Origin of the sequence: Bradyrhizobium sp. 153, from assembly GCF_023073835.1 — a bacterium.
Taxonomy (GTDB): domain Bacteria; phylum Pseudomonadota; class Alphaproteobacteria; order Rhizobiales; family Xanthobacteraceae; genus Bradyrhizobium.
Map to the genome: position 1 here is coordinate 18174 of NZ_JADPKH010000036.1, position 23416 is coordinate 41589.

23 protein-coding genes are annotated in these 23416 nt (G+C 59.3%); 11 read left to right on the forward strand and 12 right to left on the reverse strand.

Features of this window, described 5'->3' with window-relative positions; translation table 11 throughout:
- Positions 1 to 184: 184 nt before the first annotated feature.
- Entirely contained in the window at positions 185 to 1402 is a 1218-nt protein-coding gene (locus IVA91_RS09715; RefSeq protein ID WP_247458650.1) for an endonuclease/exonuclease/phosphatase family protein, read from the reverse strand.
- Between IVA91_RS09715 and istA the strand changes: the two genes are divergently transcribed.
- Positions 1397 to 2947, forward strand: coding sequence for an IS21 family transposase (gene istA, locus IVA91_RS09720; RefSeq protein ID WP_247458660.1), 1551 nt, complete (start codon positions 1397 to 1399; stop codon positions 2945 to 2947). The two genes, IVA91_RS09715 and istA, sit on opposite strands and share 6 nt — an antisense overlap.
- Positions 2944 to 3867, forward strand: coding sequence for an IS21-like element helper ATPase IstB (gene istB / locus IVA91_RS09725; protein WP_247458662.1), 924 nt, complete (start codon positions 2944 to 2946; stop codon positions 3865 to 3867). The genes istA and istB overlap by 4 nt, the downstream gene beginning before the upstream one ends.
- Positions 3868 to 4392: 525 nt before the next feature.
- On the opposite strand, the gene IVA91_RS09730 is transcribed toward istB, so the two are convergent.
- Positions 4393 to 5895, reverse strand: a complete 1503-nt coding sequence (locus IVA91_RS09730; protein WP_247458664.1) for an alkaline phosphatase family protein — start codon at positions 5893 to 5895, stop codon at positions 4393 to 4395.
- 900 nt (positions 5896 to 6795) lie between these two features.
- Positions 6796 to 8205, reverse strand: coding sequence for an MATE family efflux transporter (locus IVA91_RS09735; RefSeq protein ID WP_247458665.1), 1410 nt, complete (start codon positions 8203 to 8205; stop codon positions 6796 to 6798).
- A 1249-nt stretch (positions 8206 to 9454) separates the two neighbouring features.
- On the opposite strand from IVA91_RS09735, the gene IVA91_RS09740 reads away from it, so the two are divergent.
- A complete protein-coding gene (locus IVA91_RS09740) occupies positions 9455 to 9781 on the forward strand; it encodes a hypothetical protein (RefSeq protein WP_247458667.1) in 327 nt (108 codons plus the stop codon).
- Positions 9782 to 9835: 54 nt separating this feature from the next.
- Positions 9836 to 10009 (forward strand): hypothetical protein, encoded by a 174-nt coding sequence (locus IVA91_RS09745; RefSeq protein ID WP_247281282.1) that lies wholly within the window; start codon positions 9836 to 9838, stop codon positions 10007 to 10009.
- 37 nt (positions 10010 to 10046) lie between these two features.
- Here IVA91_RS09745 and IVA91_RS09750 read toward each other — a convergent pair whose 3' ends face one another.
- The 3 genes from IVA91_RS09750 to IVA91_RS37085 all read right to left on the reverse strand — a co-directional run bounded on the left by IVA91_RS09750 (position 10047) and on the right by IVA91_RS37085 (position 10945).
- Positions 10047 to 10262, reverse strand: a complete 216-nt coding sequence (locus IVA91_RS09750; protein WP_247281281.1) for a type II toxin-antitoxin system HicA family toxin — start codon at positions 10260 to 10262, stop codon at positions 10047 to 10049.
- An 84-nt stretch (positions 10263 to 10346) separates the two neighbouring features.
- On the reverse strand, positions 10347 to 10751 hold the full coding sequence (locus IVA91_RS09755) for a hypothetical protein (RefSeq protein WP_247458670.1): 405 nt from the start codon (positions 10749 to 10751) through the stop codon (positions 10347 to 10349).
- A complete protein-coding gene (locus tag IVA91_RS37085; protein WP_346015475.1) occupies positions 10748 to 10945 on the reverse strand; it encodes a helix-turn-helix transcriptional regulator in 198 nt (65 codons plus the stop codon). Before IVA91_RS37085 ends, IVA91_RS09755 begins: the two co-directional genes overlap by 4 nt.
- A gap of 616 nt (positions 10946 to 11561) precedes the next feature.
- Between IVA91_RS37085 and IVA91_RS09760 the strand changes: the two genes are divergently transcribed.
- The 4 genes from IVA91_RS09760 (at position 11562) to IVA91_RS09775 (ending at position 13084) form a co-directional block, all read left to right on the forward strand.
- A complete protein-coding gene (locus IVA91_RS09760) occupies positions 11562 to 11807 on the forward strand; it encodes an AbrB/MazE/SpoVT family DNA-binding domain-containing protein (RefSeq protein ID WP_247281279.1) in 246 nt (81 codons plus the stop codon).
- A gap of 19 nt (positions 11808 to 11826) precedes the next feature.
- Entirely contained in the window at positions 11827 to 12168 is a 342-nt protein-coding gene (locus tag IVA91_RS09765) for a type II toxin-antitoxin system PemK/MazF family toxin (protein ID WP_247450926.1), read from the forward strand.
- Positions 12169 to 12246: 78 nt separating this feature from the next.
- Positions 12247 to 12564, forward strand: a complete 318-nt coding sequence (locus tag IVA91_RS09770; RefSeq protein WP_247458672.1) for a DUF1778 domain-containing protein — start codon at positions 12247 to 12249, stop codon at positions 12562 to 12564.
- 235 nt (positions 12565 to 12799) lie between these two features.
- Complete coding sequence (locus IVA91_RS09775) at positions 12800 to 13084, forward strand: hypothetical protein (protein WP_247458674.1); 285 nt, start codon at positions 12800 to 12802, stop codon at positions 13082 to 13084.
- 533 nt (positions 13085 to 13617) lie between these two features.
- Here the strand turns inward: IVA91_RS09775 and IVA91_RS09780 are convergent.
- The 6 genes from IVA91_RS09780 to IVA91_RS09805 form a co-directional block, all read right to left on the reverse strand.
- Positions 13618 to 13938: a hypothetical protein gene (locus IVA91_RS09780; protein WP_247458676.1), complete on the reverse strand. Its 321-nt coding sequence runs from the start codon at positions 13936 to 13938 to the stop codon at positions 13618 to 13620.
- 4 nt (positions 13939 to 13942) lie between these two features.
- Entirely contained in the window at positions 13943 to 14779 is an 837-nt protein-coding gene (locus IVA91_RS09785; RefSeq protein WP_247458692.1) for an ABC transporter permease, read from the reverse strand.
- Between the two features lie 39 nt (positions 14780 to 14818).
- Entirely contained in the window at positions 14819 to 15751 is a 933-nt protein-coding gene (locus IVA91_RS09790) for an ABC transporter permease (RefSeq protein WP_247458678.1), read from the reverse strand.
- Positions 15751 to 16749 (reverse strand): oligopeptide/dipeptide ABC transporter ATP-binding protein, encoded by a 999-nt coding sequence (locus tag IVA91_RS09795; protein ID WP_247458680.1) that lies wholly within the window; start codon positions 16747 to 16749, stop codon positions 15751 to 15753. The genes IVA91_RS09790 and IVA91_RS09795 overlap by 1 nt, the downstream gene beginning before the upstream one ends.
- Complete coding sequence (locus tag IVA91_RS09800; RefSeq protein ID WP_247458682.1) at positions 16746 to 17732, reverse strand: ABC transporter ATP-binding protein; 987 nt, start codon at positions 17730 to 17732, stop codon at positions 16746 to 16748. The genes IVA91_RS09795 and IVA91_RS09800 overlap by 4 nt, the downstream gene beginning before the upstream one ends.
- 74 nt (positions 17733 to 17806) lie before the next feature.
- On the reverse strand, positions 17807 to 19387 hold the full coding sequence (locus IVA91_RS09805; RefSeq protein ID WP_247458683.1) for an ABC transporter substrate-binding protein: 1581 nt from the start codon (positions 19385 to 19387) through the stop codon (positions 17807 to 17809).
- Between the two features lie 555 nt (positions 19388 to 19942).
- On the opposite strand from IVA91_RS09805, the gene IVA91_RS09810 reads away from it, so the two are divergent.
- The 3 genes from IVA91_RS09810 to IVA91_RS09820 all read left to right on the forward strand — a co-directional run bounded on the left by IVA91_RS09810 (position 19943) and on the right by IVA91_RS09820 (position 23117).
- Positions 19943 to 20962, forward strand: a complete 1020-nt coding sequence (locus tag IVA91_RS09810; RefSeq protein ID WP_247458693.1) for an aminotransferase class I/II-fold pyridoxal phosphate-dependent enzyme — start codon at positions 19943 to 19945, stop codon at positions 20960 to 20962.
- 12 nt (positions 20963 to 20974) lie between these two features.
- The gene (locus IVA91_RS09815) at positions 20975 to 21847 is read left to right on the forward strand and encodes an isocitrate lyase/phosphoenolpyruvate mutase family protein (RefSeq protein WP_247458685.1); all 873 of its coding nucleotides are present in this window, start codon (positions 20975 to 20977) and stop codon (positions 21845 to 21847) included.
- A 361-nt stretch (positions 21848 to 22208) separates the two neighbouring features.
- The gene (locus tag IVA91_RS09820) at positions 22209 to 23117 is read left to right on the forward strand and encodes a LysR family transcriptional regulator (RefSeq protein WP_247458687.1); all 909 of its coding nucleotides are present in this window, start codon (positions 22209 to 22211) and stop codon (positions 23115 to 23117) included.
- The last annotated feature ends 299 nt before the right edge of the window (positions 23118 to 23416 follow it).

Below are 23416 nucleotides of genomic sequence, written 5' to 3' on the forward strand. Positions count from 1 at the left end.
ACGGAACCGGACGGTACCTCTTCACAGCCTCCAACAGCAGACTCGGCAGATCTGAAACTAGAAATACCCTCGTCCATCAGCAGCGTCCGAGGTAAGACGCTATTTTCGCGATCGTCTTTGCAGCGGGACACGCAACGCCCTCTTCTGCCGAACGTAACGAGAGACCCAGCTGCGATCGGCCGTCCTACTTGCCGTTCCAAGCGGCCAACGCCTTCAGGTAGGCATCTGTTTGGTCAACGCTGAACTCGCACCACATGATCAGGTGGTCCGACATCTGGAAGGTGCGCCACTGCCTGAACATGTTAGCGGTCGGCGCGCCTTTACCGCCTCTGAATTCCTTCGGATCGTCGAAGACATAGTCGAAGAAATTGAAAACGCCTGCGTTAGTGCTTTTCACACCTACCTTCTGCTTGAAAAATGCGATTTGGTCGTAGAACTTGTTCTGGTCCACGTTACTCCCTGGCAGCTTTTGCAGCTCGGCCGGGACCTCGAACCTGTTTCTGGTGATCGCCTCGTAAGTCTTATCCGTGCGGGAAAAGATATTGAAGTCGCCGAGCAGTACGAGGTGTTCGGGCGAGTAGTCGGCCGGGGCGCTTGTGTTGATGTAATCCTTGGCCTTGGTGGCAAGCAGCTTGGCAAGCGCGTTGATCTCGTCGACACGCCGCAGATCCTCCGCTTTGGCGGTACCGTAGTAGATGTGGACCGTACATAGGTTGAACTTGGCCCAGCCCACCTGGAAACCGCAGACGAAGGGGGTACGGGCGACCTGGCTCATTCGCTCGGTGGCGGTCTTGCTCGGCAGAACCAGTTCGCCGGCAAGTCCGGTGAAGCTGACCTTGGCCGTGTTGTAGACAAAAGCGAGCCGCTCGAAATTGCCGCCGTCGGCGAAACTGACGTCTGTGAAGATGACGTCCCACTGCCGGCCAAGCAGGCGTAGAATTTCCTTGAGCGCCTTGAGGTCGGCCCGTACCTCCTGCACCGCGATCAAGTCGAAGCGGCTTATGCACTCCGCGATGTAGTACATTGCGTCGGTCGTTCGGCCGCCATACTTGGTCCCGCCGAACTCGCGGATATTCCAGGTTGCCAGCAGCAGCGTACCGTCACTCTTGGCAGGCACCTTCTTCTTAAGCCCGGTGCGCAGTTTGCTGAGCCCCGCAACAATCCTCTGGCGCTGCTTGTCGTCCTTGATCCACCTCAGGCCTGTGTAATTCATCGATAACTCCAAAAAGCGATAGAGTGTCGCGCGCCGATCAGGATGGAAGAGCGCGTCAATCAAGGTGAGAGAGTTTCGCCGGGCTCGTGACGAAGGGAGGGCGTAGCCCGACCGGAGTTGCGAGCCCGGCGTCGGCGCGATCCGCGAGGGACCGCGCCGACTGGTGATCGCGGCCGGCAGGTTATGCAAGTGATTCTTCCGCCAAGAGGAATCACTCGCTTGCCCGGCCGACACATCACAGATCACCAAATGAGGCTCTACATGAAGTACCGTCAGACCGATAGCCCGCCAGTGGCGGCGGCCAAGGCATCATTCAGTGCGTCGACCGCTTATCGGATCGAGAGAGATCCCCGACTTCCGTCGCAAAAGAAGGCTCCCCGCGGCCGGCGACGACCGGACCCGTTGAGCGAGGTGTTCGAGACCGAGATCGTCCCGATCCTGAAGTCGGCACCTGGCTTACGCCCGGTGGCGGTGTTCGAGGAGATGCTTCGACGTCATCCTGATCTCGGCACCGGTATCCGTCGTACCCTGGAACGTCGTATCCGTGCCTGGCGGGCGATCCACGGCGAGGAGCAGGAAGTCATCTTCCGCCAGATCCATGAGCCTGGCCAGCTCGGCCTCTCCGACTTCACAGACATGGGCGAGTTGGGTGTGACGATCGCGGGCGCACCGCTGGATCATCGTCTCTATCACTTCCGTTTGGCCTATTGCGGCTTCGAGCACGCCCACGTCGTGCTTGGCGGCGAGAGCTTCGTTGCCCTGGCCGAAGGCCTGCAGAATGCCCTCTGGTCGCTCGGTGGGGCGCCGCGGGAGCATCGGACCGACAGCTTGTCGGCCGCATTCTGCAATCTCGATCGCGATGCACGGGATGATCTGACGCAGCGATACGAGGCCCTTTGTGCCCATTACGGCATGCGGCCTTCCCGCAACAATCGAGGCGTCGCCCACGAGAATGGCTCGATCGAAGGGCCCCACGGTCATCTTAAGCGGGCAATCGCGGACGCCTTGCTGCTGCGCGGAACTGTCGACTTCGACGATCTTGCCACCTATCGCGGCTTCATCGACGAGATCGTCAGCCGTCGCAATGCCCGCAACGCCAAGCGGATCGATAGCGAGCGCGTGGTATTGCGGGAGCTGCCCGATCGCCGCACCTCCGACTACGAAGAGGTGATCGTCCGCGTGACGTCTTCGGGCGGCTTCACACTGCGCAAGGTGTTCTACACGGTCCCATCGCGCCTGATCGGTCACCGGCTGCGGGCACGGCTCTACGACGATCACCTCGACGTGTTCGTCGGTGGCACGCATCTCCTGACCTTGCCGCGCGGCCGGCCGCATCCCAACGGCAAGTACGACCAGGTCGCCGATTATCGGCACGTGATCCATTCCCTGCGGCGCAAGCCAATGGCGCTTCTCAATCTGGTCTATCGGGACAGGCTGTTCCCGCGAGAGGGCTATCGGAGAACCTTCGACCGATTGCGCGAGCGCTTACCGGACAAGAAGGCCTGCCGGATCATGGTCGATCTCCTCGCGCTCGCTCATGAGCGCGGCTGCGAGGCCGAGCTCGCCGATCAGCTCACGGCCGACCTTGACGCCGGCCGACTTCCCGAACTCAACCGGCTGCGCGCTCACTTCGCTCCTGACCCCGCCCACCTGCCCAACGTCGTGGTGCAGCTCGCGCCGCTTGCCACCTACGAATGCCTCATTGGTACCGCCGAGACCGTAGGTGCCACATGAGCGTGGCCAACACCGTTGATACCGCGCGCCTCAATCTGTTGCTCAACGAGCTCCGCCTGCCAGCCATCAAGGTGCTGTGGGCCCAATTTGCCGAGCAATCCGACAAGGAAGGTTGGCCGGCGGCCCGCTTCCTCGCCACCATTGCCGAGCACGAGATCGCCGAACGCGGCCGCCGGCGCACCGAACGCCATCTCGTCGAGGCCAGGCTGCCGGCCGGGAAGACCTTCGACAGCTTCGACTTCGAGGCCGTGCCGATGATCTCGAAGGCGCAGGTGATGGCGCTCGCCGCCGGTGACAGCTGGCTGGGCAAGGGCGCCAATTTGCTCCTGTTCGGGCCGCCCGGCGGCGGCAAGAGCCACCTGGCGGCAGCTATCGGCCTGGCCCTCATCGAGAACGGATGGCGCGTCCTCTTCACCCGCACCACCGATCTCGTGCAAAAGCTCCAGCTGGCTCGCCGCGAGCTTAACCTCGAGGCCGCCATCAACCGCCTTGATCGCTTCGATCTCCTGATCCTCGATGATCTTGCCTACGTCACCAAGGACCAGGCCGAGACTAGCGTGCTGTTCGAGCTCATCAGCGCACGCTACGAGCGACGCTCGATGCTGATCACCGCCAATCAGCCGTTCGGCGAATGGAACAAGGTCTTCCCGGACCCCGCCATGACGCTCGCCGCCATCGATCGTCTCGTTCACCACGCCACCATCGTTGAGATGAACGTCGAGAGCTATCGCAACGCGGTCCGGGACGGCCGACCTTGCACGCGACACCCAAAACCGTCGCTGATTGACGCTCCGCGACAATCAGAGTTCAACAAAACTCTTGCGCACGACAATCTGCGCGGCAATCATTACTTCGCCGCGACACTGACTCGCCATCCAGATTGCCGCGCCTTCCCATCCAGATCGACGCGCTACAGATAGAGCGACCGCGGTCGCTGAAATGACCGTATACAACCACTGATTTTATCGATTTGAAATAGAGGAAGGCCAACGGGGCGGGCAAATACCCTGCGGCGCTCTGACACAACTTGGATCGCTCGCGGAAGATTGCTGCATAGCGCTGGCTTGGCGCCCTGAGCGCCGGGCGTACCGTTGGCGATCACCGGCCCGGTGTCGTTCCGCGGCGTCCCAAGGCAGCGATGACTTCACCGGCGGCTTGATCGAGGCAGCCAAGCTGCTGCATACAGCTTTTCTACGCTAGACGGGGGGCGCGACTGGCACTCCTGCCCGTCTCTTGCGTGCACTGTCAGCGCATGATCCGTCGTGGCTCTCCGCTTGCAACTGCCCTTCCCCGACGCCACTTTCTTGCGCGTCTGTGACATGGCGACACCTGCGCGCCACGCTTGCGCATGGCTGCCGATCACGTTCGACCGATGCGCTTACGCAGCAAAAAGAAAGATTTCTGCGCGTTATCGCCCTGATGAGGCCTGCGGATCGACGCTCATTTTATGTGAGATTGTTGGGACGACCCACCACGTCAGCAGAATCAAGATAGACTGCCTCACCGACCTGCACATGACGGAGGTGCTGGTGGTATGCGCCGCTGCTGGTCTCGTAGACCTTTTCGATCGTCCGAGGCACGTCCCCTCCCTCGTCGATGAAGACCTCAGTGAGGCCGCGGCCGGTCATCGTTGCTGGCCGCGAGATGCCCAGAAGACCGAGCACTGTGGGCGCAAAATCGCAAATACTTGAGGGGACTTTTGAGACGAAGCCGCCTTTGACGAGCGGTCCTGCCAAAATGCCGACAGACGACATCTCCTTGGCATGCAACCCGCCGTGCACTCCTAAGCCGACTGGCCCATCCGCACTCCAACTGCGACCGATAAGACCAAAACGATCAAGGCCGCCATCGGATCGAAACGTGAACAGGATATCTGCCGATCGGGCATGGTCGGCGAACACGAGATGACGGGCGAAGCTGCCGGGTGCAATGCCATCGACCGCGCCGCCAGCGGTGAACACCGGACCGCACCAGGGCCTTTCGATCATTGCCCCGACGGCGCGGCGGATAACGGTCTGCGAGGGCTCGGCGAGGTAAATTGCTCCGACCTGCCCAGGTATGACGATGGCGTCGATCCCAGCCGCCGGTGCCGGGCCGCAGCGCAGCCCCGCAGCCTCAAGCGTCTGCAAGAGATCGGCCCGCGCATGCACCGTCACGTGCCCGTGATCGGAGGCTGCGATCAGGTGCACGCCCTGGCACACGCCTTCAGCTTCCCACCAATCGAGCACCCGGCCAAACTGCCGATCGACAAAGCTGATCGCTTCCAGAGTTCTTGGCGCGCCGGTTCCACAATCGTGGGAGGAACTATCGGGTTCGCCGAACGAGAGGATTGCGACGTCGGGCCGAATCTGAGGCCAGATGACGTCGAGGAACGCTGAAGTCAGAAAGGCTTGAGAGGCAAGATCCGGGGTGCCGGGGGGTGGCGTCGCAGGCGTCGGCCCAAGCAGGCTCTCCACCTGGCTGAGCATCTCGGCCGAGGTCGCGATAGAAGGGAAGTGGCCCGAGAGCGTCACCTGGCCGAACTTTCGGGCCTTATGGTTCAGCAGACGGGTTGCCCCCGCCGAGTTGGATGCCAGGACTGACAATGTCCTGCCGTTCGCCGCGAGGATCTCGCCAAGTGACGCCACACCGAGTAGATGGCCGTCGCTCGCGGCATCGAGGTCCTCGATCAGACGCGCATTACTTGTGTCAACCAAGCGCGGTGCCGGAAAATGCCGGTCGAGATACTGATTGCCAACAATGCCGTGGCGATCCGGCGTTGCGCCCGTGATGAGGCTCGTGAGCGCTATCCGTGTTTCGCTGGGATAAACGGTGCGCTGCCGGGCCAGCACCGCACCGCGGCGCTGAAGCCTGACCAGATTCGGCGTCAGCGATGGTTTGATGAGATCCGGCCGAAGCCCATCAAATAGCACGATGAGAACCCGATACCGGTCCGGTCGGTTGAACATGATCGTAAGCTTTCGTCTAGCTGGGACGTAGCGGATCGGCCGGGGCTTGGCTGACCTGACGCAGCCTAGCGCCATTGTCTTCGGGATGGACGCTGATCGCTTGCGCGAGGGTGATGCCGGTATGGAGCTCCCAGTCATGCCGACCAACGCCTGGCCGGCGTGCCGACCGGCACCGTGCCGGGATCAGTGGCGTGCGAGCGCCAGCAGCTCTCCTCAGTCTTAGACTGCACCGGGTGAGATTGGACAGCGACTGCATCGCTAGCGGCTTCTGAGCGAGGACGTCAGGTGAGACATCCAACAAGCCAAGGGCAGCCTTGCCTCGCAAACAAAAATAACAAATGCTTCGTCGAATCAAGCTCGCTCGGCGCAGTAGCCGATCCTGATCTGGTCGACATTGCGGTTGAGCCCGGCGTTGTGACTGCTGCTGCCGCGGATTGTGTGGCAGCTTGATTCCGGCGATTGCGATATATCGCGGGTGCTTGGCAGGAATTCCGCGGCTGCGGAGCTCGCAGTCAACGGCCAGCGTCTGGAAAGTCGATATGCCCTGATTGAGAGTCATCGCGTCAGCGCGTTTTGCATGTGGCTACCTGTCACAGCAACGCTTTCGAAGGGAAAACCCGTTGAGCCATTCTGTCGGGGGTAACAAGTTGGAAAGCTCGCGAATTGCGAAGGACGCCTTGAGGAGTCCTACTAGCTCCCGAACGAGCTAACCACTTTGCGTATCGCTTTTTGGAACGGAATGATCGAATAACGCGATGCTAGGCGTCTCTTTACGCTTGCAGTCGCGCCATCAGGAGCAACGTCCAATTTTCAGCCAATCTCGAGTTTCGACCCGCTCGTATCGGCCAGTGCAAGTATCCTGGCATATCGTCGCCGCTTGGCATCAGCGATACGCCCGCATCAGTGAGCGCGGCTTGTCAAGTTGCGGAATCGCAGGACGAGAAGCGCCGCATAGATTGTCGTTCCGGTCGACAAGCCGATCCATATACCAGTGGCGCCAAGACAGACCTTCAAGCCGAGCCAATAGCTGAGGGAAAAGCCGATCAGCCACCAACCAATGATCGCAAACAGAAGCGGCATTCGCGAGTCCTTTAGTCCGCGCAGGCCGCCCGCCGCAATGCACTGGACAGCGTCAGTGATAAACAGCGTTGCGCCGACCACGAGGAGCTCTGCAGCAAGGCTAATCGTTGCCGCCGAACCGGCCGATCTGCCCAGAAACAGCTCGACGATCTCAAAGCGCGCAGCGATCAGTGCGAGCGTTAACGATGCAGCTATGACAATACCGATCAGCATCGCTGCCAGATATGCCTGCTTGGCCCCTGCAATGTCGTTGCGGCCGGCCGCATAGCCAACGCGCACGGCTGCCGCCGTGCCAACGCCCACATAAATCATGAACAGGATCGCGGCGATCTGTACAGCGATCTGATGAGCGGCCAGTGCACTGGTGCTGATCAAGCCCGCCAGAATCGATGTGGCCCAAAATAGTCCCGACTCGATCCATGAACCCATTGATATCGGCACTCCGATTGCGATGAGCTGTCGCATTGTGCGCCAATCGAAACGCCAGAGATGTGCAAGTACATGGTAGTGACGGAACGGACGACGCAGTGCAGCGAACCACAAGCCGGCTAAAAACATGCTGCAGTTCACCAGCGTGGTCGCAAGACCTGCCCCCAGCAGCTCCAGCCGAGGCAGTCCAAGCTTTCCGTAGGCCAGCATATAGACCAGCAAAGCATTCAGGGGAGTCGCTGATAGAGTAATCCACAAGACCGGCTGTGGCCGATTGACCGCGCCCATGAAACTGCGGATGGCCAAGAACGAAAGTGCCGGCGCGGCGCCGAATCCTAATCCAAAGAGGTATTGCTGGGCGAGCCGCGCAACATCTGGGGCTTGGCCCAACGCAAGCAGTATTTGCTCTGCTCGCAGCGCCACAGCAATAATTGGGAAAGACAGGATCATGGCGGCCCATAACCCCATGCGCAGCGCACCCCGTACTGCGGCTAGATTATTTGCCCCAAACGCCCGCGCCACCATGGGCGCGATGGCACTTAGTAGCCCCGCGCCGAAGGCGAAGCTAATGAGATAGAACCGGCCTGCCAGCGCGGCCGCAGCAAGCGCCTCGGCGCTGATCCGACCGATCAAGGCAAGATCAGTCGACATCATCGCGATCTGCCCAACCTGCGTCAGCACCATTGGCCACGCGAGTTTCGCGATTTCGCCGAGCTCGACAGCGAGACAATGCATGGCCGCCCGTCTCGTCACTTTTGGGCGCAAATTCGATGTCGGTTTTGTCTCGGCTATTTTGTCCATGTCATCATGGCGCCGCTTGCCTCGGCGAGCGAAGCACTGCCTCTTTCTCGAAAGCATCCACCTGCTGACGTGAACTCGTGAGTCAGTCGACGATACGTTCGCGCTGGGCTTCGACCAGCGCGGCCAGCGATTGTCGCATGCGATAAGTAGAGGAGAGTTTGCAGATGCCGTCTCAAACTGATTGGCCGATTACCACTCGCGCAATGGTGACGGCGCGCATCGGAGTCGAGCGAGCTCGATCAGGGAGGCGAATTCATGCGCGAGCTCCTGAGTTGATGCCAAAGGTTGGAGGACCGAACTTGGACCTGATCAACCCGATGAACTGAAGGCTCATCATCCCGTAAGCCATTCCTGCATTCCTGAGCGATCGATGAGATCCCAATCCTTCAAAGCTCGTGCCAACTGCGACAGCTGGATGCTTGCATTCATCCCAAACCGACCTGTCGGAGGATCGACAGCATGTCGCTAATAAGACGATCGGCATCGCACGTTCAGCCCGAGTGGGCGCCAATGCGACCACAGTGAGTGGCGATTTTCACCGGTTATGAAGACCTGCCGGGATGATCATCACGAGCTCTGAATGTTCGCGCTTGCTCGACTGGATCACAGATATCGATATGCAGTCATATCGATGAGCTGCGCGGCCTCGATGACGGCCCGGCGAAGGCGAGCACGGCACGGGTCTTGTCTGGGGCCAATCAGACCGGCACCTTCCTGTCGTCAATCCCATCGTATTGGCTTGAAGCGCGCGAACGGCATGAGCCACCGGTGCTCCTGACCAAGTCAGCGCCTCCAATGCGCGCTGTTGACGCTAAATTGGTGGCCACTGTCCGGCCTATGCGAAGCAGTTGCTCGGGATCGACTGTCTTGCCGTTCGCGATCTTCTATTTCTGAGTGGCGTCCAGTAGCGATTGGTGCAATGGCGGCATGCTCCATCGCGCCACGACGATCTCGCGCCCGTCGGCGATGCCATGCGCCAGCTTGCGGATCGACCGCCGAGGCCATGAGAACAAATTATGAACGAAGAGTCAGGTCTCCGATCGGCAGTCTCGTGAGGCGACGCGCAACTCGGCTCCGACAAGCAGCACGATTCCGAGCTGCAAGGGAACATGAACGCTCGAAAGCTGCACATGAAATGCGGTACTCTGGCCTAGCCGGCAAGGTTTCCGTTTGAAAACCGATGATGTGCGCTACGTGCCTCTGGTAACGCCGGCATTGTCTCGCTTTCGTTGAATCATTACGTGCCCACATGAGCTTTCAGCTGCCCATCCTGAAGATACTTGCCGGGCAACCGGGCGGCCGAGCCAGTCTTGAACTCGTCAAACAGCACTTGGCGATCTTTTACACCAGTGGGCCCGAGTGGCCAGCGCGCATGAAGCGCATCGCGAGCCGCGAGCCGAACCTCGATATCTTTGGACAAAGGCTGATCGAGCGGGAGGAAGGATATTGGATCATCACTGCGCATGGACGAAAGATCCTCGAGAGGCTTGAGGTCCTTGACGCCGCTGAGAAGCTCAATGAATCTGTGACGAAAGGACAGCCCCAGGGACAGGCCGAGGGGACAGCTGGGCGATGAGAGACTGCCGTTGCCGGCTGCGCCGCCACGACCGATCGCTTGGAGGAAGCGTCCATGGCGTACCTGCCGATGAACTTCGTCAAAGGCAACGGTCCTGCTGAAGCGGCGACACTTTACTTCGCAATTGTCGACGCCGCGCTAAAGGTGTTGATCAAGCGCGAAAAGTGGAAGGGCTTTGAGGAAAAGGACAGCCAAGCCAACTGCGGAGACTCTTGCCAAAATTGGTAAGGCCTTCGGCCTCCAAATCGGCTTTGTCCCGATGGCATCAGCTCAAGCTTATGCAAGCGAGAGCGATGATCATTTGCCCCGAGCCAAACGAAGCTGAGGTACCGAGTTCTGCCGCCGCGATAAGCAGGAAAAAATTACGAGGGACCGTCACGCGCGGTTTGGTCGGATGCTTGAGCTGAACCTGGCTGCCTTTCTGGGCTACCTGCGTCCAACCGTCGGCCTTTAGGGCTGCAATGATGTCCATCGACTTCATTGGTGCATAGCGTTTGAGTGGCTTGGACGAGTGTCAGGGTTCCTGATTTGCTCTCCATACAGCAGAACGTCGAGGACGGAAACATCAGGCATCGTCCTCCTCCTCGTCGAGTGCGTAAGCCGGGCGCGGCGCTTCCGGCAACGCGTGGGCGATGCGGTTGCGCAACTCTCTCAGTTGTTTTGAGGCGCTCTGGACCATAGGTAGCGCGTTCGGACCCGTCGGCAACTTCATCAACCGGTCGGTGATGCGCCGGATCGCTTCAAGTTCTGAGCTTCCGAGTTGCAAATTTGCGAGCTGGCGTAAGGCTTGGTTCAGGCCTTCTAGGCCCGTCGCATTTTGATGCAGTCGATTTAGCCTGGTTACGGCTGCCTGCGCGCGGCTCAGCACGCTGGAGCGCAAGCGCGCGTCATCGGAAAGTGCAGACGAAGCGTTCCGGACGATAGCCTCGACCGCCCGCAAAAGCTTGCGCGACAACCAGAACCACTTCATGGTCGAGCGCGCGCGAGCTCGACGAGGCTGGAGAGCCTCAGATCGGCGCCGCCGCTCTCGATTTTGGAAATGTGGCTCTGCGGTACTGTGATCCGGGCACTCAGATCGCGTTGACTCAAGCCGATGGCCTGCCGGGCCGTTCGGAGGTGTAAAAACAGATCGCGACTGGCATTTGATCTGCTAAAACAGATCACCCTGTAAGCCCGATTTGAGGCAATAGAGGTTTGGAATTCCCGATATATCTGCGCTGCCCAGAAGCGCTATGCGCCGGCTACGGGACATACGCCGGCTGGCTTCGCCGCCCAGGCAAATCTGGCCAAGCATGGTCTGCAGGGCTCAAGGAATGGTATCGGGCCGGAACTGGAAAGAAGACAAGGAGGCGATGTCGGACGCCCCAAAGCCGAGGACTGGCTCGAACCTATCTCCCCTGGCCCGGCCAGCGCGCTCGAATAGCTTAAGAGCAGAGGGTTTTCGGGTCGGCAGCACTCATTTTGGCGGCCGGAGCCTTCCAGCCAACTAAGCCGCGCTTAGGACCTCCCGCGGCCGCCGGCAGCCCGTCCCGGCGCCTTGCTGGGCGTGTCCGCGACCTCACCGGTCGCAATCCTGCCGATGTACGGTGTCGGCGTGGCGCTTCTCGCCTTTTGGGCCTTCATTCGTCGGTTCCATAGTTGAATTATCGTTATAGTCTTATTTACATCGAACCTTGATCCTCCTGTCGATACAATGTATCTACACTATCTAGTTGCGCAGCAACTTTATTAGTGTATCTTCGTTGTTGATACCTGCCGGGTATCTCGTTTGGAGGTAGCGATGGTCGTTCAGTTTGCAATGTGGGGCAATAGCTTGGCTCTCCGCATTCCGAGCGCCTACGCAAAGGAAATCCATGCGTTCGCGGGTCGGGAAGCCGAAATCACGGTTCAAAACGGCAGATTAGTCGTAGAACCGCGCAAGACTCCCGTTTACACGTTAGACGGGCTTCTAGCTGGCATGACTCCCGAGAACTTGCATGAGGAATATAACACGACTGCTGCAGTCGGCGAAGAGTTCGGCTCCTAAAGAGCCGTATTGCCCAGACGTGGGTGATATTATCTGGCTCAACTTCGATCCGCAGGCTGGTCGTGAAATGGCGGGACGACACTCCGCGTTAGTGGTGTCGCCCCGCAAATATAATCAGTTCTCCCGCCTTTGCCTTCTTTTCCCGATCACTAGCAAGGTAAAGGGCTATCCGTTCGAGTCGCTTTTCCCGGAGGAATTTGAAATTCCTGGCGGCACGGAGCGCGGCGGCTGCGTTGTGGCCGATCAGCTCAAAAGTATGTCTTGGCTTGAAAGAAAGTCGGACTACGCGTGCCGGGCCCCCGATGGCGTTCTGGAAGATGCCATCGCAAAGTGCAGGACATTGCTCCCCCTCGGAGATTAACGCCCGTTTAGACGTGCATTTTGTTTGTCCTGCGGCGGCAATATAAGAGGTCCAGAGAGACAGTGAGGAGTAACCGCAATGGAAGCAGCAGTACTGGAGCGCCCTAGGGCGCGGGTAAGGTCGCGCCGCGTCCGGAGCGAAACCAATATCCACATTCGCGCTACCGCACAGGTGAAGCATCTGATCGATACTGCCGCCGTTGCAGTCGGTAAGACGCTTAGCGAATTTATGCTGGATAGCGCGCGGCAACATGCCATTGATATGCTTTTGGCTCAAAGATTGTTTATTCTCGATCCAGAGAAGCACGCCGCCTTCTTGAATGCGCTTGATAACCCGCCTCCGGCCGGAACCAAGCTGAAGGCACTGATGAAGCGTAAGCCGCTTTGGCAGAAGTAATCCAACATCCGGGGAAACGTGGGGGCATGACAACCTCCACGCTTCTCAAGCCTACGCACGACTTCAGCCGTTTTGGCTGTGGCAATGAAGCGCTGAACGATTGGCTCAAAAACCGCTCTCTCGAAAGCGAGGGCAAAACTGCTCGCACATACGTGGTGTGTGAGGACAATGTAATCATTGGCTATACTGCATAGCATCTGGCAGCGTTGAACGGGCAGCGATCCCAAAGCCTCCGATGAAAAGACATGGCCTGCCAAATCCAGTGCCAGTCGCCATCATAGGACGGTTGGCTCGCGACCTTACCTATAAGGGTGAAGGTCTTGGCCAAGACCTGCTTCAGCACGCGCTACATCAAATCGTACACGCATCAGAAACGATCGGCATCCGCGCTATTCTGGTGCATGCCATCGATGAAAAGGCCCCCGCCTTTTGGACGGAGGCCGAATTTATCGAGAGTCCGATGGGATCAAGAACGTTTTTTCTCTCGCTAGAAACAGCAATTGACGCCATGCCCTCGTAAGGCCCTGCGTCATATTAGAACTGACCCATTACCTCCCATTCAGCCATTGAGGAGGGCCTCATGAAAAGCAACGCAAAGGCGCGCCCGGCCAGAATACCGAGTGAGCGCGATGAGCGCCACGAGTCGCGTGGCACGCGCCAAGCCTTAAGAAGGCTGGTATTGTGCAGGTCTCGACCGGCAATTTGCGCAAGGCTTTACTGGTTCTTTCGCGTCGAGCCCCACTCATAATGCGAAAAGCTTGTTGAAAGAACAGGACCGACGCACCTTGTGAAGGTTGCCAAAAAGCATGCCCTGCTCATAGGGACCACCGCTCCTTTCGGAGGTTTGCGACGTCTTACGAATTCTGAATAACCTTCAACATCGCCTTGCTACGCTTCCCTGCGGCATGCAGTGGGAGAGGCTCGACTGGAATAAGTATCCCGCGAAGTACCTGGACGGCTCGTGCGGGCACCCGCGTACAGCAAGCCGCTTTACAGCATCCAACATCAGCTTGAGCCAAACTGCGCGCTCGAGGCCGCGGCGTGCGACCCCTATCAGGCTACAACAGCATGTAAATCGAGATCGAGGTCGGCACAAAGCAAACTCGCATTGCTGCACGTCCAACCCGCCTTAGCGGTATTGTTGTTGACGATCATTGTCGAACAAGCCCCGCTGGTGAGACACGCGTCTTGAGGTTTGCCAGCCAGGAAACTCCAAGCCGAACCCGGCGCCCGGCGCTTCTCTTGCCTTGCCATTGCAAGAACAACCTTGAGACGTGAAAGATCCGACGAAGGCATGAACTTCTCTGCTATGTTGCCGAAAAGTACGATCGTCTCCCATGCGAGCGATGAGATATCTCTGATCTCGCGTTTCAAAGTCTCACGACAATGTTTTGTCGATCCGGTCGCGCAGCCAGTCGCCGACCAGCGAAATCGACAAGGTCGTAAGCGAGATGACCAGCGAAGGCAGAACAAGGATCCAGGGAGCACGGGTCAGATAGTCACGACCATAGCTGACCATATTGCCAAGGGAAGTCAGCGGCGGCTGCACTCCGAGTCCAAGAAAGCTAAGGCCGCTCTCGAGCAGAATGACGTCTGGAAAGGCAAGTGTCATAGTGACGATCAACGTCGAAGCGATGTTCGGCATGATGTGGCGCAGGTAGAGACGCCATGGACTTGCGCCAAGCTGCCGTACGGCGATCACATAGGCTTGCTCGTTGGCACTCATCGCAAGCGCGCGGGTGACGCGGGCGTAGCGTTCCCATCCGTGGAGACCGATGAGCCCAACGAAGAGGAGCAGAGAGTTGCCGAAGAAAGCAAGCACCGCGAGCGCCAAAACGAGAAACGGCATGCTTGCCTGAAAATCGACACAGCCGAGGATGATCTGCTCTACCCAGCCGCGGAAGTGAGCGGCCAAAAAGCCGAGCGTGATGCCAAGGATGGCGCCGATCAACGTCGCCCCGAAAGCAATAAGGAGGCTGATGCGAATGGATATGACCAGGCGTGCCAGTACGTCCCGACCGAGTTCATCTGAACCGAAGGGATGCGCGATAGTTCCGCCAAGGCCAAGAGGTGCAGCGAGGCGATGATGAAGGTCAAGGGCTGCATAGTCATACGGAGCGAGGTGATCTGCAGATATCGCGACAAGAAGCATGAAAACCAGCCAGGCGACTGCTATTCCGATCGCGCGGTCGCGCCACCACCACACCTGTCGCATCTTTGAAGACGGCAGAACCTGGTCTGCGAAAATGCTCAATTATCGCCTCCCAGAGTGCAACTGGCGCAAACGTGGATCGAGCATGCCATAGAGCAGATCGATCGTAAGATTGGTGGTGATCATGGCGGCGGCCACGACGAGCAGGATGCACTGGACGACAGCCAAATCGCGACTGGCGACTGACACGACCAGCAGACTGCCAATGCCTGGCCACGAATACACGCTTTCAACCAGCACCGTTCCCGCGATGAGATTGCCGACCATGAAGCCGACGATGGTCAGCACCGCTATCGCGGCGTTGGGCAGAGCGTGACCGGTCACGACCCTGGCCCAAGGCACGCCCTTGGCGCTGGCCGCACGAATATAGGGCTGTCCAAGCACCTCGAGCATGGCGCTGCGGCTGAAGCGGGCGAGAACGGCCGCGCCGCCCAGACCGAGCGTGATGACCGGCAGCACCACATGGTGCCAAGTGCCGGCGCCGCCCGAGGGGAACCAGGGGAGCTCGACTGCGAAAGCGAGTATGAACAGGAGGCCAAGCACGAAAGATGGCACGGTGAAGCCGATAACGGCGACCATCATCACCAAGCGATCTGCCAGACTATCCCGCTTGAGGGCCGCGTAGACGCCGGCCGGAATGCCGATCATCAGGTTGAGGATCAGCGCCGGCGCAGTCAGCATCAGCGTGATAGGAATGCGCTCGGCAACGACGGTGATCGCGGCACGTCCGTCACGCATCGATTGGCCAAGATCTCCATGCACGACGGCAAAGAGGTATCTGACGTATTGCACCCAGAGTGGCGCATCGAGCCCCCAGGCCTTTCGGAAGGCCTCGACCGCTTCCGCCGGCGTTTCCGGCGACAACAACGCCAGGGCGGGATCGCCAGAGGCGCGCAGCACCACGAATGCGAATGTAACCACAATTGCGATGGTCAGGAACGCGCGCGCCAAGCGGACCAGAACAAAACGAGCCATCATGTCTCCTTGTCGAGTTCGGCACCATGATCGCCGATCAGATGGCAGGCGACGCGCCGCCTGTCAGGAGCGTATCTGAGCTCTGGAGCGAGCCGCGCGCAAAGCGGAAGAGCGACCGGGCAGCGAGGATGAAATGCACAGCCGCCCGGTCGCGCAGCCGGATTGGGCGGATCTCCTTGAAGGATGGTGCGAGAGCGATGTCGTCCTGGCCTCGGCACCGCGGAAACGAGCGCCCGCGAATAAGGATGCAAAGGATCCAGAAGAACCGCCTCAGACGATCCTTCCTCGACGATGCTGCCGAGATACATCACAGCAATCCGATTGCTGATCAGCCGGACCACTCGCAAATCATGGCTGATGAAGATCATCGCCATGCGCCGCCGCTCCTGCAGGTCCCGCAGAAGATTGATCACTTGCGCCTGGATCGAGACGTCGAGTGCCGATACTGGCTCGTCGCAGACAAGGAGATCCGGATCGGTGGCCAGCGCACGAGCCAGGACGGCACGCTGGCGCTGGCCGCCTGAAAGCTCGTGCGGAAAGCGCCCGAGGTGGTCGGTCCTGAGCTCCACATCCGTAAGAAGCGCATTGACCCGCTCCTCTCGTTCAGACTTGCTGCCAAGCCGATGAATTTCGAGCGGCTCGGCTATTTGCGCGCCGATCGTCAGGCGGGGATCGAGCGCAGCCAGCGGATCCTGAAACACCATTTGGATTCGCATCCTGAGCCGGCGCCATTGACTATCGCCGATAGCAGGCAAAGCTTCTCCGTCGAAGGTCACCTTGCCGGCATCCGGCCGGTCCAGGCCGATCAGGAGCCGGCCCGCAGTCGACTTGCCGCAGCCGGATTCGCCAACCAGTCCGAGGGTTTCGCCCGGAGCCAGCTGCAGGGAGAGCCCATTGACCGCGTGGACCATCGCTGGAGGGTGGAAAAGGCCCTGCCGCAATCGATAATTTCGGACAAGCCCGTCTGCTTGGAGCATCGGCGGAGCAGCCCCGGTCATGCAGCCACGACCTCGCCCGCGGGCCGTTCGCTCGTGACATGCAAGCAGGCAGCCCTGTGTCTGATGTCGCCATCCAGCGAGGCGAGCTCAATTGCCCATTCATGACAGCGTCCGATCCGCCGATCGCATCGAGGGGCGAAAGGACAGCCTGGCGGAAACGCGGCTGCGTTCGGCACGACACCGGGAATGGCGAAGAGGCGTTGCCGCGGCCCATCCAGACTTGGAAGAGCCGCAAGAAGACCTTTCGTATATGGGTGAGCAGGTTGGTTCAAGAGACGGTCGGCGGGCAATTCTTCGACGATGTGCCCCCCGTAAAGCACCATGACACGTTCACAGACTTCGCTGACGACACCGAGATCGTGCGAGATCAAGACCAGCGCCATGCCCGTCTCGCGCTGGATTTGCCGCAGAAGCTCAAGGATCTGCGCTTGAATTGTGACATCCAGGGCGGTGGTAGGCTCATCAGCGATCAAGATGTCGGGCTGTCCTGCAAGCGCCAGGGCGATCATGACGCGCTGGTTCTGCCCACCGGAGAATTCGTGCGAATAGGCGCCAAGCCGGCGCGCTGCATCGGGGATACCGACCTGGTCGAGCAGACGTCGCGCTTCGGCCTGCGCCGTGCGGTGGTCCATGTCACGATGGAGCCTCAAGGCCTCGATGATCTGATCGCCCACCCTGTGCACAGGATTAAGCGCGCTCGCCGGGTCCTGGAAGATCATGGCGATCTGCCCACCCCGCATCTTGTCCAGGCGAGAGGCTGGTGCATGGAGCAGCTCCTCTCCAGCCAGGCGTACGCTGCCCGTTACTTTAGCGCGCTGCGTCAACAGTCCAAGTGCAGCAAGCCATGTCACCGATTTGCCGCAACCGCTTTCACCGACCATGCCCAGCGACTCGCCGCGCGCGAGCGTGAGATTGATTCCGCGCAGCGTCGGCACACCGTCGAACGCCACACGCAACCCTTCGATCTGAAGAAGCGCCTCCATGCGAGGCCCCTGCTCGTCCCTCATCATAGAGGCCGCATCGGCTTTAAGCCGATTCAAGGTATGCGTCATCGCGATCAGGTCCGGATCAGAGCTCTGTTGAATGGGCCGAAATTGAGGTCGAGCGTCAGTCCCGGCAGCCATGGCACATCGCGGCGCTTGCCATAGAACTGGCCTGAGACGTGCAGGATCACGCAAGGGGGATCGACTTCGTTGATGATCTTGAGCATGCGGCGGATGATCGGCCGGCGCTGTTCGCTCTGCACGGCGTCCAGGAGCTTGGCGCCCAGCGCAAAATATTCCTCGTTCCTCCAGACTCCGATCGACTTTGGCAGGGTGCCGCTGGGCCCGAATTCACGCCAGGGATGGCCGAGATGATCAAGGAACAGCGCCGTATTCGACGTATCGAAGATGGCACGGACCGGCTGGCGCTGAACTTGCGCGAAGTTTTCCATCATCTGGATTTTGACGTTCAGGCCAACCGCGCGCCACATCTCGATCATCGTTTGCGCGCCAGAGACCTGATTGGGGTAGTAATTGTTGAGCAGACGATAGGTGATCTGCTCTCCCTTGTAGCCAGCATCAGCCAGCAACTCCTTGGCCTTGCCGGGATCGTAGGCAAGCGAGGGGAATTCGTGGATGTAGCCTTGCCCGTAGCTCGGCAGCTGGTAGCCGTTCGGAATCGGGACCCGGTTCTCCCACAAGCTTTGCACGATCAGCTTGCGATCGAGCGCAAGGCTCATCGCCCGGCGAACACGCGCATCCTTGAGAATGGGATCAGTCTGATCGAGGGCGAGCGAGCGGATATTCTGCACGGCACCACCCACGATCTCGAGATCAGCACGCTTCTGGATGCCCGCGAACTGGTCGGGCGGAATGTCAGTGGCAATGTCGAGCTCGCTGGCGAGCAGGCCGTTCACGCGCGCGGAAAGCTCGGGAATGATACGGTATTCGATGCCATCGAATGGCGGCCGCCCGCCCCAATACGCATCGTGGGCGCTCAATGAGACACGAATATCAAGCTTGTGATCGACGAGCTTATAGGGACCGCTTCCGACAGGGGCAGTGGTCCAGCGCTCCCACGAGCCCGCCGCCAAAAAGGCGCGCTGGCTCACGATCTCAGATCCCCAAGCAGCCAGACGCTGCTCGAGGAGGGCGTCGCCACCCTTTGCATGCACAATGACGGTGTAAGGATCGACGATTTCGACCTTCTCGAGCCGATCAAGCGACTGAAGCGCCTCGGACATGCCGCTGCGTCCAGGTCCCAGCAGATGGTCAGGACCAAGGCTAAAGGCAACATCTTCAGCCGTCAAAGGCGCCCCATCGTGGAAAACGACTTCCTTGCGCAAGAACAGCCGCAACGACTGCGCGTTGATCCGCTCCCAACGCTCGGCCAAGCCCGGCCGTAGCGTCATGTTGTGAGCATGGTCTACTCTGATCAGCGTATCAAAAAGCTGCGGCACGACCCGACGAATGGCAGTATCGGTCGCGATAACCGGGTCGAACGATCGCGGAAATCCGGACATGCCGACTTTGAGGCGGCGACGCGGCAATGTCTTAGGCTCACTCTCCACAGCGCCGGCGCCTGTGCTGGCTACCACGCTTGCGGCAAGGCTACCTGCGATGGCTTGCCGTCGCGTCAGATCGATACGGGTCATCACGGCCTCCGGTTCCACGTCCATTGATGCGAATGCCAGCCTGTGAATTGTTCGACCGGCACGAACTCTCGATCCCCGAAATCGAGCGCTTTTGTTGCTCAAATTCGCGATTGTGCGCGAGCTTAAAAGCCTGAACTGCTACGCCAGAATGACACACATCGAATAAGTCGATGTGCGCTTGCAATTATCCGATGATCGGCAGGCCGATGATGAGGAGGAGCTGAGACGCAAACGACTCATGCGAGCGCTAACAGAGCCGCACGAAGAAGCGATACAATTATCGTAATCTTCGATGATTATATCCAAAGCCGCGATCACCTGGCTCGTCTGGCCGTTCGAGTTCGGATAGATCCCCAATCGCTCATTCGAACGCGTAGGGTATTGTGTCTTGTCTCTCGTTTCAGAACAGCTCAAGGTCGTCAGTCCCTCTCAAACCAAGGTCATGACGGCTCGCGCCGCCGAGCTGCGAGATCAGGGAACCGATGTGATCACGCTTAGCCAAGGCGAGCCGGATTCGATACGCCGTCCGTCATCTGTGAAGCTGGCATCCGGGCCATCCGTGCCGGGCAGACGAAGTACACGGCGGTCGCCGGAATCAAGCAATTGCGGGCAGCAATTGGCGAGAGCCTCCGTCGCGATCATGGCCTCAACTACGGTATCGACCAGATCACGGTGGCCTGCGGCGCCAAGCAGGTTGTGTTCAACGCACTATTTGCCCGCCTCGATGCTGGCGACGAGGTTGTGATCCCGACGCCGTGCTGGGTCTCCTATCCCGACATGGTGACGCTTGCAGGCGGCAAGCCGGTGCTCGTCGACTGCAGTGAACGCGATGGCTTCAAGCTGCGCCCCGAGGCACTAGACCAGGCGATCACGCCGCACACGAAATGGTTGATGTTGAATTCGCCATGCAATCCGACGGTGCGGTCTACAGTCGTTATTTGCTCGCGCTCGCCGCGGTGTTGCGCCGGCATGGCCATGTGCATGTGCTATCCGACGACATCTATGAAAAGCTCACCTATGACGCCGACTTTGCAACGATGGCCGCAAGTCGCGCCGGACCTGTGCGAGCGTACCTTAACGGTCAACGGGATGTCCAAGGCAGACGCGATGACCGGCTGGCGCGTCGGCTACGGTGCCGGGCCTTTGGCGCTGATCAAAGCCATGAACCTCATCCAGGGCCAGACCTCTTCGCACACCAGCTCAGTTTCTCAATATGCCGCTCGAGGCGCTGTCAGGGAGACGGGACCATATCACAGAGTTCGCGCGCGCGTTTATGCAGCGACGCGATCTTGTTATCGCCAAGCTGAACCAGGCCAAGGGGCTTGCCTGCCGTGTGCCGGACGGTGCCTTTTCCCCTCCTGCGCGGGGGTCATTGGCAAGCGCACGCCCGACGGCAAGATGATCGAGACCGACAGTGATTTTGCCGTGTATCTGCTCGACGCTTTCGCCGTGACTGTCGTGCCTGGCAGCGGCTTCATGGCTTCGCCCTATACCCGCATCTCCGATGCTTCCTCGCTCCAGGACCTCACGCGCGCCTGCGACCGGATCATCGCCGCCGGCGCGAGCCTGTCCTAAAAGGATTTTCCGATGTCCTCTGCCAAACGCCTTCGTGCCCGCATGGCCGAGATTGGCCTTGTCCACGTCATGGCCGCCCACAGCCCATTCTCAGCGATGCTCGCTGAAGAAGCCGGATTCGACGGAGTGTGGGCGTCCGGCTTCGAGCTGTCTGCGCTTTATGGGCTGCCGGATATGAGCCTGATCTCAATGACACAGCATCTCGACATGCTGCGGGCGATCGCCGGACGCACGAGGCTTCCCATCGTCGCGGACATTGATACAGATTATGGCAATGCGATTAACGTCATTCACGCTATCGCGGGATATGCGCGGGCCGGCGCCGGTGCCGTTGTCATCGAGGACAAGACTTTTCCAAAAGTGACGAGCCTTGCTGCCGAGGGCCGCCAGGACCTATTGCGCATTGAGGAATTCCAGGGGAAGATCGAGGCTGCCATCACGGCAAGATCAGATCCGGACTTCCTCGTCATCGCCCGCACGGAAGCCTTGATCGCTGGCCTCGGCGAATTGGAGGCCCTGCATCGGGCACACGCCTATGTAGAAGCTGGCGCGGACATGATCCTGATCCATTCGAAAAGCAAGACTCCTTGCGAGATCGAAAGCTTTGCGCGCGCCTGGACCAGAACGGTGCCGCTGGTGATCGTGCCGAACGGCTACCCCGATCTCGACGCCAAACGGGTCAAAATGCTTGGCAACATCCGCATGATAATTTATGGCAATTACGGCATTCGTGCTGCTGCAACCGCCATGCAGGAAACCTTCCGCCGGATCATCGCCGGCGGTGGCGTCCAGAATGTCCACAAGGATATTCTTCCGGTGGATGAGATCTTCAGAATCCAGAAGATGGAAGAGGCCAAGGCGGCTGAAGCTCGCTTCCTTCGCTAAACGCTGAACCGATGCCTGCCAGCGAGATTTTGAGACGGCACTCAGCAGCGAGCTCTGATTCGCACGCAATCCTGAACGCACCTAAGAAGTCTCGGGCCTGTCATCTCGACGGCCCTCGATGTCGATCCCGACATCAGCAGTCATTCCCCTTGCCGGCACCTGGAGATCACCTCTTAGAAAGCCGTCGACAGCAATGGAAGTCGCCGAGCCAGATCGCCCGAATCCTCAAGAAGGCAGATTTTGTGCACGAGATATCACTTATAAGCGGCAATCCGGCTATAGACATCGAATAATGTGATGGAGCTTCTGGCAATGGCCCGCGTGACAATCAGCGGAGGCAGAGAAGCTACCGGAGCAGAAAATGGCTGCCGAACACAATGAAGTGCCCCTCAATGCTATCCGGGTCTTTGTGACCATTGCGCGCGAGGGGAGCGTCACGCGTGCGGCGAGCACATTGGGAACGACACAGAGCTCGGTCAGCCGGTATTTGGCTGTGTTGCAAGACTACTTTGGCACGGATCTCGTTCAACGGCGGGGTCGACGCAGCGAATTGACAGAATTTGGAAGGCTCTTTGCGAACGCCGTGGCCGAACCGCTTGATACAGTGTGTTTCACCGCGAATAGAATGCGGCGGAGGAACCGAACGGACGCCAATCGAATCGTAGTCCACACCTCTCTTTCCACCTTCGCCTACTCCTTCCTGATACCCAACCTCCAGGCGTTCTCTGCCGAGATGGGCGGCGTCGTCGTCGACGTGATCAGCTCATTGTCTCCACCGAGATCCTCGGACAATTTCGACATCCTGCTTACCCGCGATCTTTGTGTCGCTGAACCGGCCGACGATTGGGCGATCTACAATGAGATGCTCGTTTGCGTAGGCTCTCCAAATCACGTCATGGGAAAAACGCTCTCAACGGCCCGCTCACTGCCGATTCTGAATATCACATCAAGGCCCGACATACTGCCCACCTGGCTCAGAGCCATGAACCTGACCGCGAAGGACATCAAGTCGGGGGCGCGATACGATCATAATTACCTTGCTTTGCCCGCCGTCATAACAGGGAAATGCCTGCTGGTGGCGCCCGAAATCATTGTGAGCGATCTCGTGCGTAAAGGGGCTCTCCATGTCATACCGGGATCGCGTACTTCAAGCGGCATGCAATATCGGGCCTATGCGGTGGACCGCAGTGACAACCCAGAAGTCGCTCGCGCCTTTTGCCGATGGGTCGCGCGGCTCTGTAAGAAGGCCGCGATTCCGGAGGCTGCCTAATCGCGTGTTTGCGTGATGGCAGACGTTTGATCGATCTTATGGAATCTTGGCGCGTCCATTTGCACATGCAGACTGTTCCGATCGCCAGCGAACCCGTCGTTGAGCGAGCACCGCGGCCAGCCCGCAAGTGAAGACGTTAACCCGCGCCCTGCCAAAACGCGTTCAAACCGGCCGACTACGATGGTTTTGTAAGATACGGGGCTAAAGCGGGATGGGGTTTGGTTGAATCGATTTGGGATTCCCAAATCAGTTCGTTTCTGATTCACCATGCTGGCTGGGCGGGAGGCCAGCATGGATGG

Bases quoted from the DNA above. Each gene is read 5' to 3' on its own strand.
- istA (WP_247458660.1), top strand. From the start codon at position 1,397: ATGCAAGTGATTCTTCCGCCAAGAGGAATCACTCGCTTGCCCGGCCGA.
- istB (WP_247458662.1), top strand. From the start codon at position 2,944: ATGAGCGTGGCCAACACCGTTGATACCGCGCGCCTCAATCTGTTGCTC.
- IVA91_RS09730 (WP_247458664.1), bottom strand. From the start codon at position 5,895: ATGTTCAACCGACCGGACCGGTATCGGGTTCTCATCGTGCTATTTGAT.
- IVA91_RS09735 (WP_247458665.1), bottom strand. From the start codon at position 8,205: ATGGACAAAATAGCCGAGACAAAACCGACATCGAATTTGCGCCCAAAA.
- IVA91_RS09740 (WP_247458667.1), top strand. From the start codon at position 9,455: ATGAGCTTTCAGCTGCCCATCCTGAAGATACTTGCCGGGCAACCGGGC.
- IVA91_RS09745 (WP_247281282.1), top strand. From the start codon at position 9,836: ATGGCGTACCTGCCGATGAACTTCGTCAAAGGCAACGGTCCTGCTGAA.
- IVA91_RS09750 (WP_247281281.1), bottom strand. From the start codon at position 10,262: ATGAAGTCGATGGACATCATTGCAGCCCTAAAGGCCGACGGTTGGACG.
- IVA91_RS09755 (WP_247458670.1), bottom strand. From the start codon at position 10,751: ATGAAGTGGTTCTGGTTGTCGCGCAAGCTTTTGCGGGCGGTCGAGGCT.
- IVA91_RS09760 (WP_247281279.1), top strand. From the start codon at position 11,562: ATGGTCGTTCAGTTTGCAATGTGGGGCAATAGCTTGGCTCTCCGCATT.
- IVA91_RS09770 (WP_247458672.1), top strand. From the start codon at position 12,247: ATGGAAGCAGCAGTACTGGAGCGCCCTAGGGCGCGGGTAAGGTCGCGC.
- IVA91_RS09775 (WP_247458674.1), top strand. From the start codon at position 12,800: ATGAAAAGACATGGCCTGCCAAATCCAGTGCCAGTCGCCATCATAGGA.
- IVA91_RS09785 (WP_247458692.1), bottom strand. From the start codon at position 14,779: ATGCGACAGGTGTGGTGGTGGCGCGACCGCGCGATCGGAATAGCAGTC.
- IVA91_RS09790 (WP_247458678.1), bottom strand. From the start codon at position 15,751: ATGGCTCGTTTTGTTCTGGTCCGCTTGGCGCGCGCGTTCCTGACCATC.
- IVA91_RS09795 (WP_247458680.1), bottom strand. From the start codon at position 16,749: ATGACCGGGGCTGCTCCGCCGATGCTCCAAGCAGACGGGCTTGTCCGA.
- IVA91_RS09800 (WP_247458682.1), bottom strand. From the start codon at position 17,732: ATGGAGGCGCTTCTTCAGATCGAAGGGTTGCGTGTGGCGTTCGACGGT.
- IVA91_RS09805 (WP_247458683.1), bottom strand. From the start codon at position 19,387: ATGACCCGTATCGATCTGACGCGACGGCAAGCCATCGCAGGTAGCCTT.
- IVA91_RS09815 (WP_247458685.1), top strand. From the start codon at position 20,975: ATGTCCTCTGCCAAACGCCTTCGTGCCCGCATGGCCGAGATTGGCCTT.
- IVA91_RS09820 (WP_247458687.1), top strand. From the start codon at position 22,209: ATGGCTGCCGAACACAATGAAGTGCCCCTCAATGCTATCCGGGTCTTT.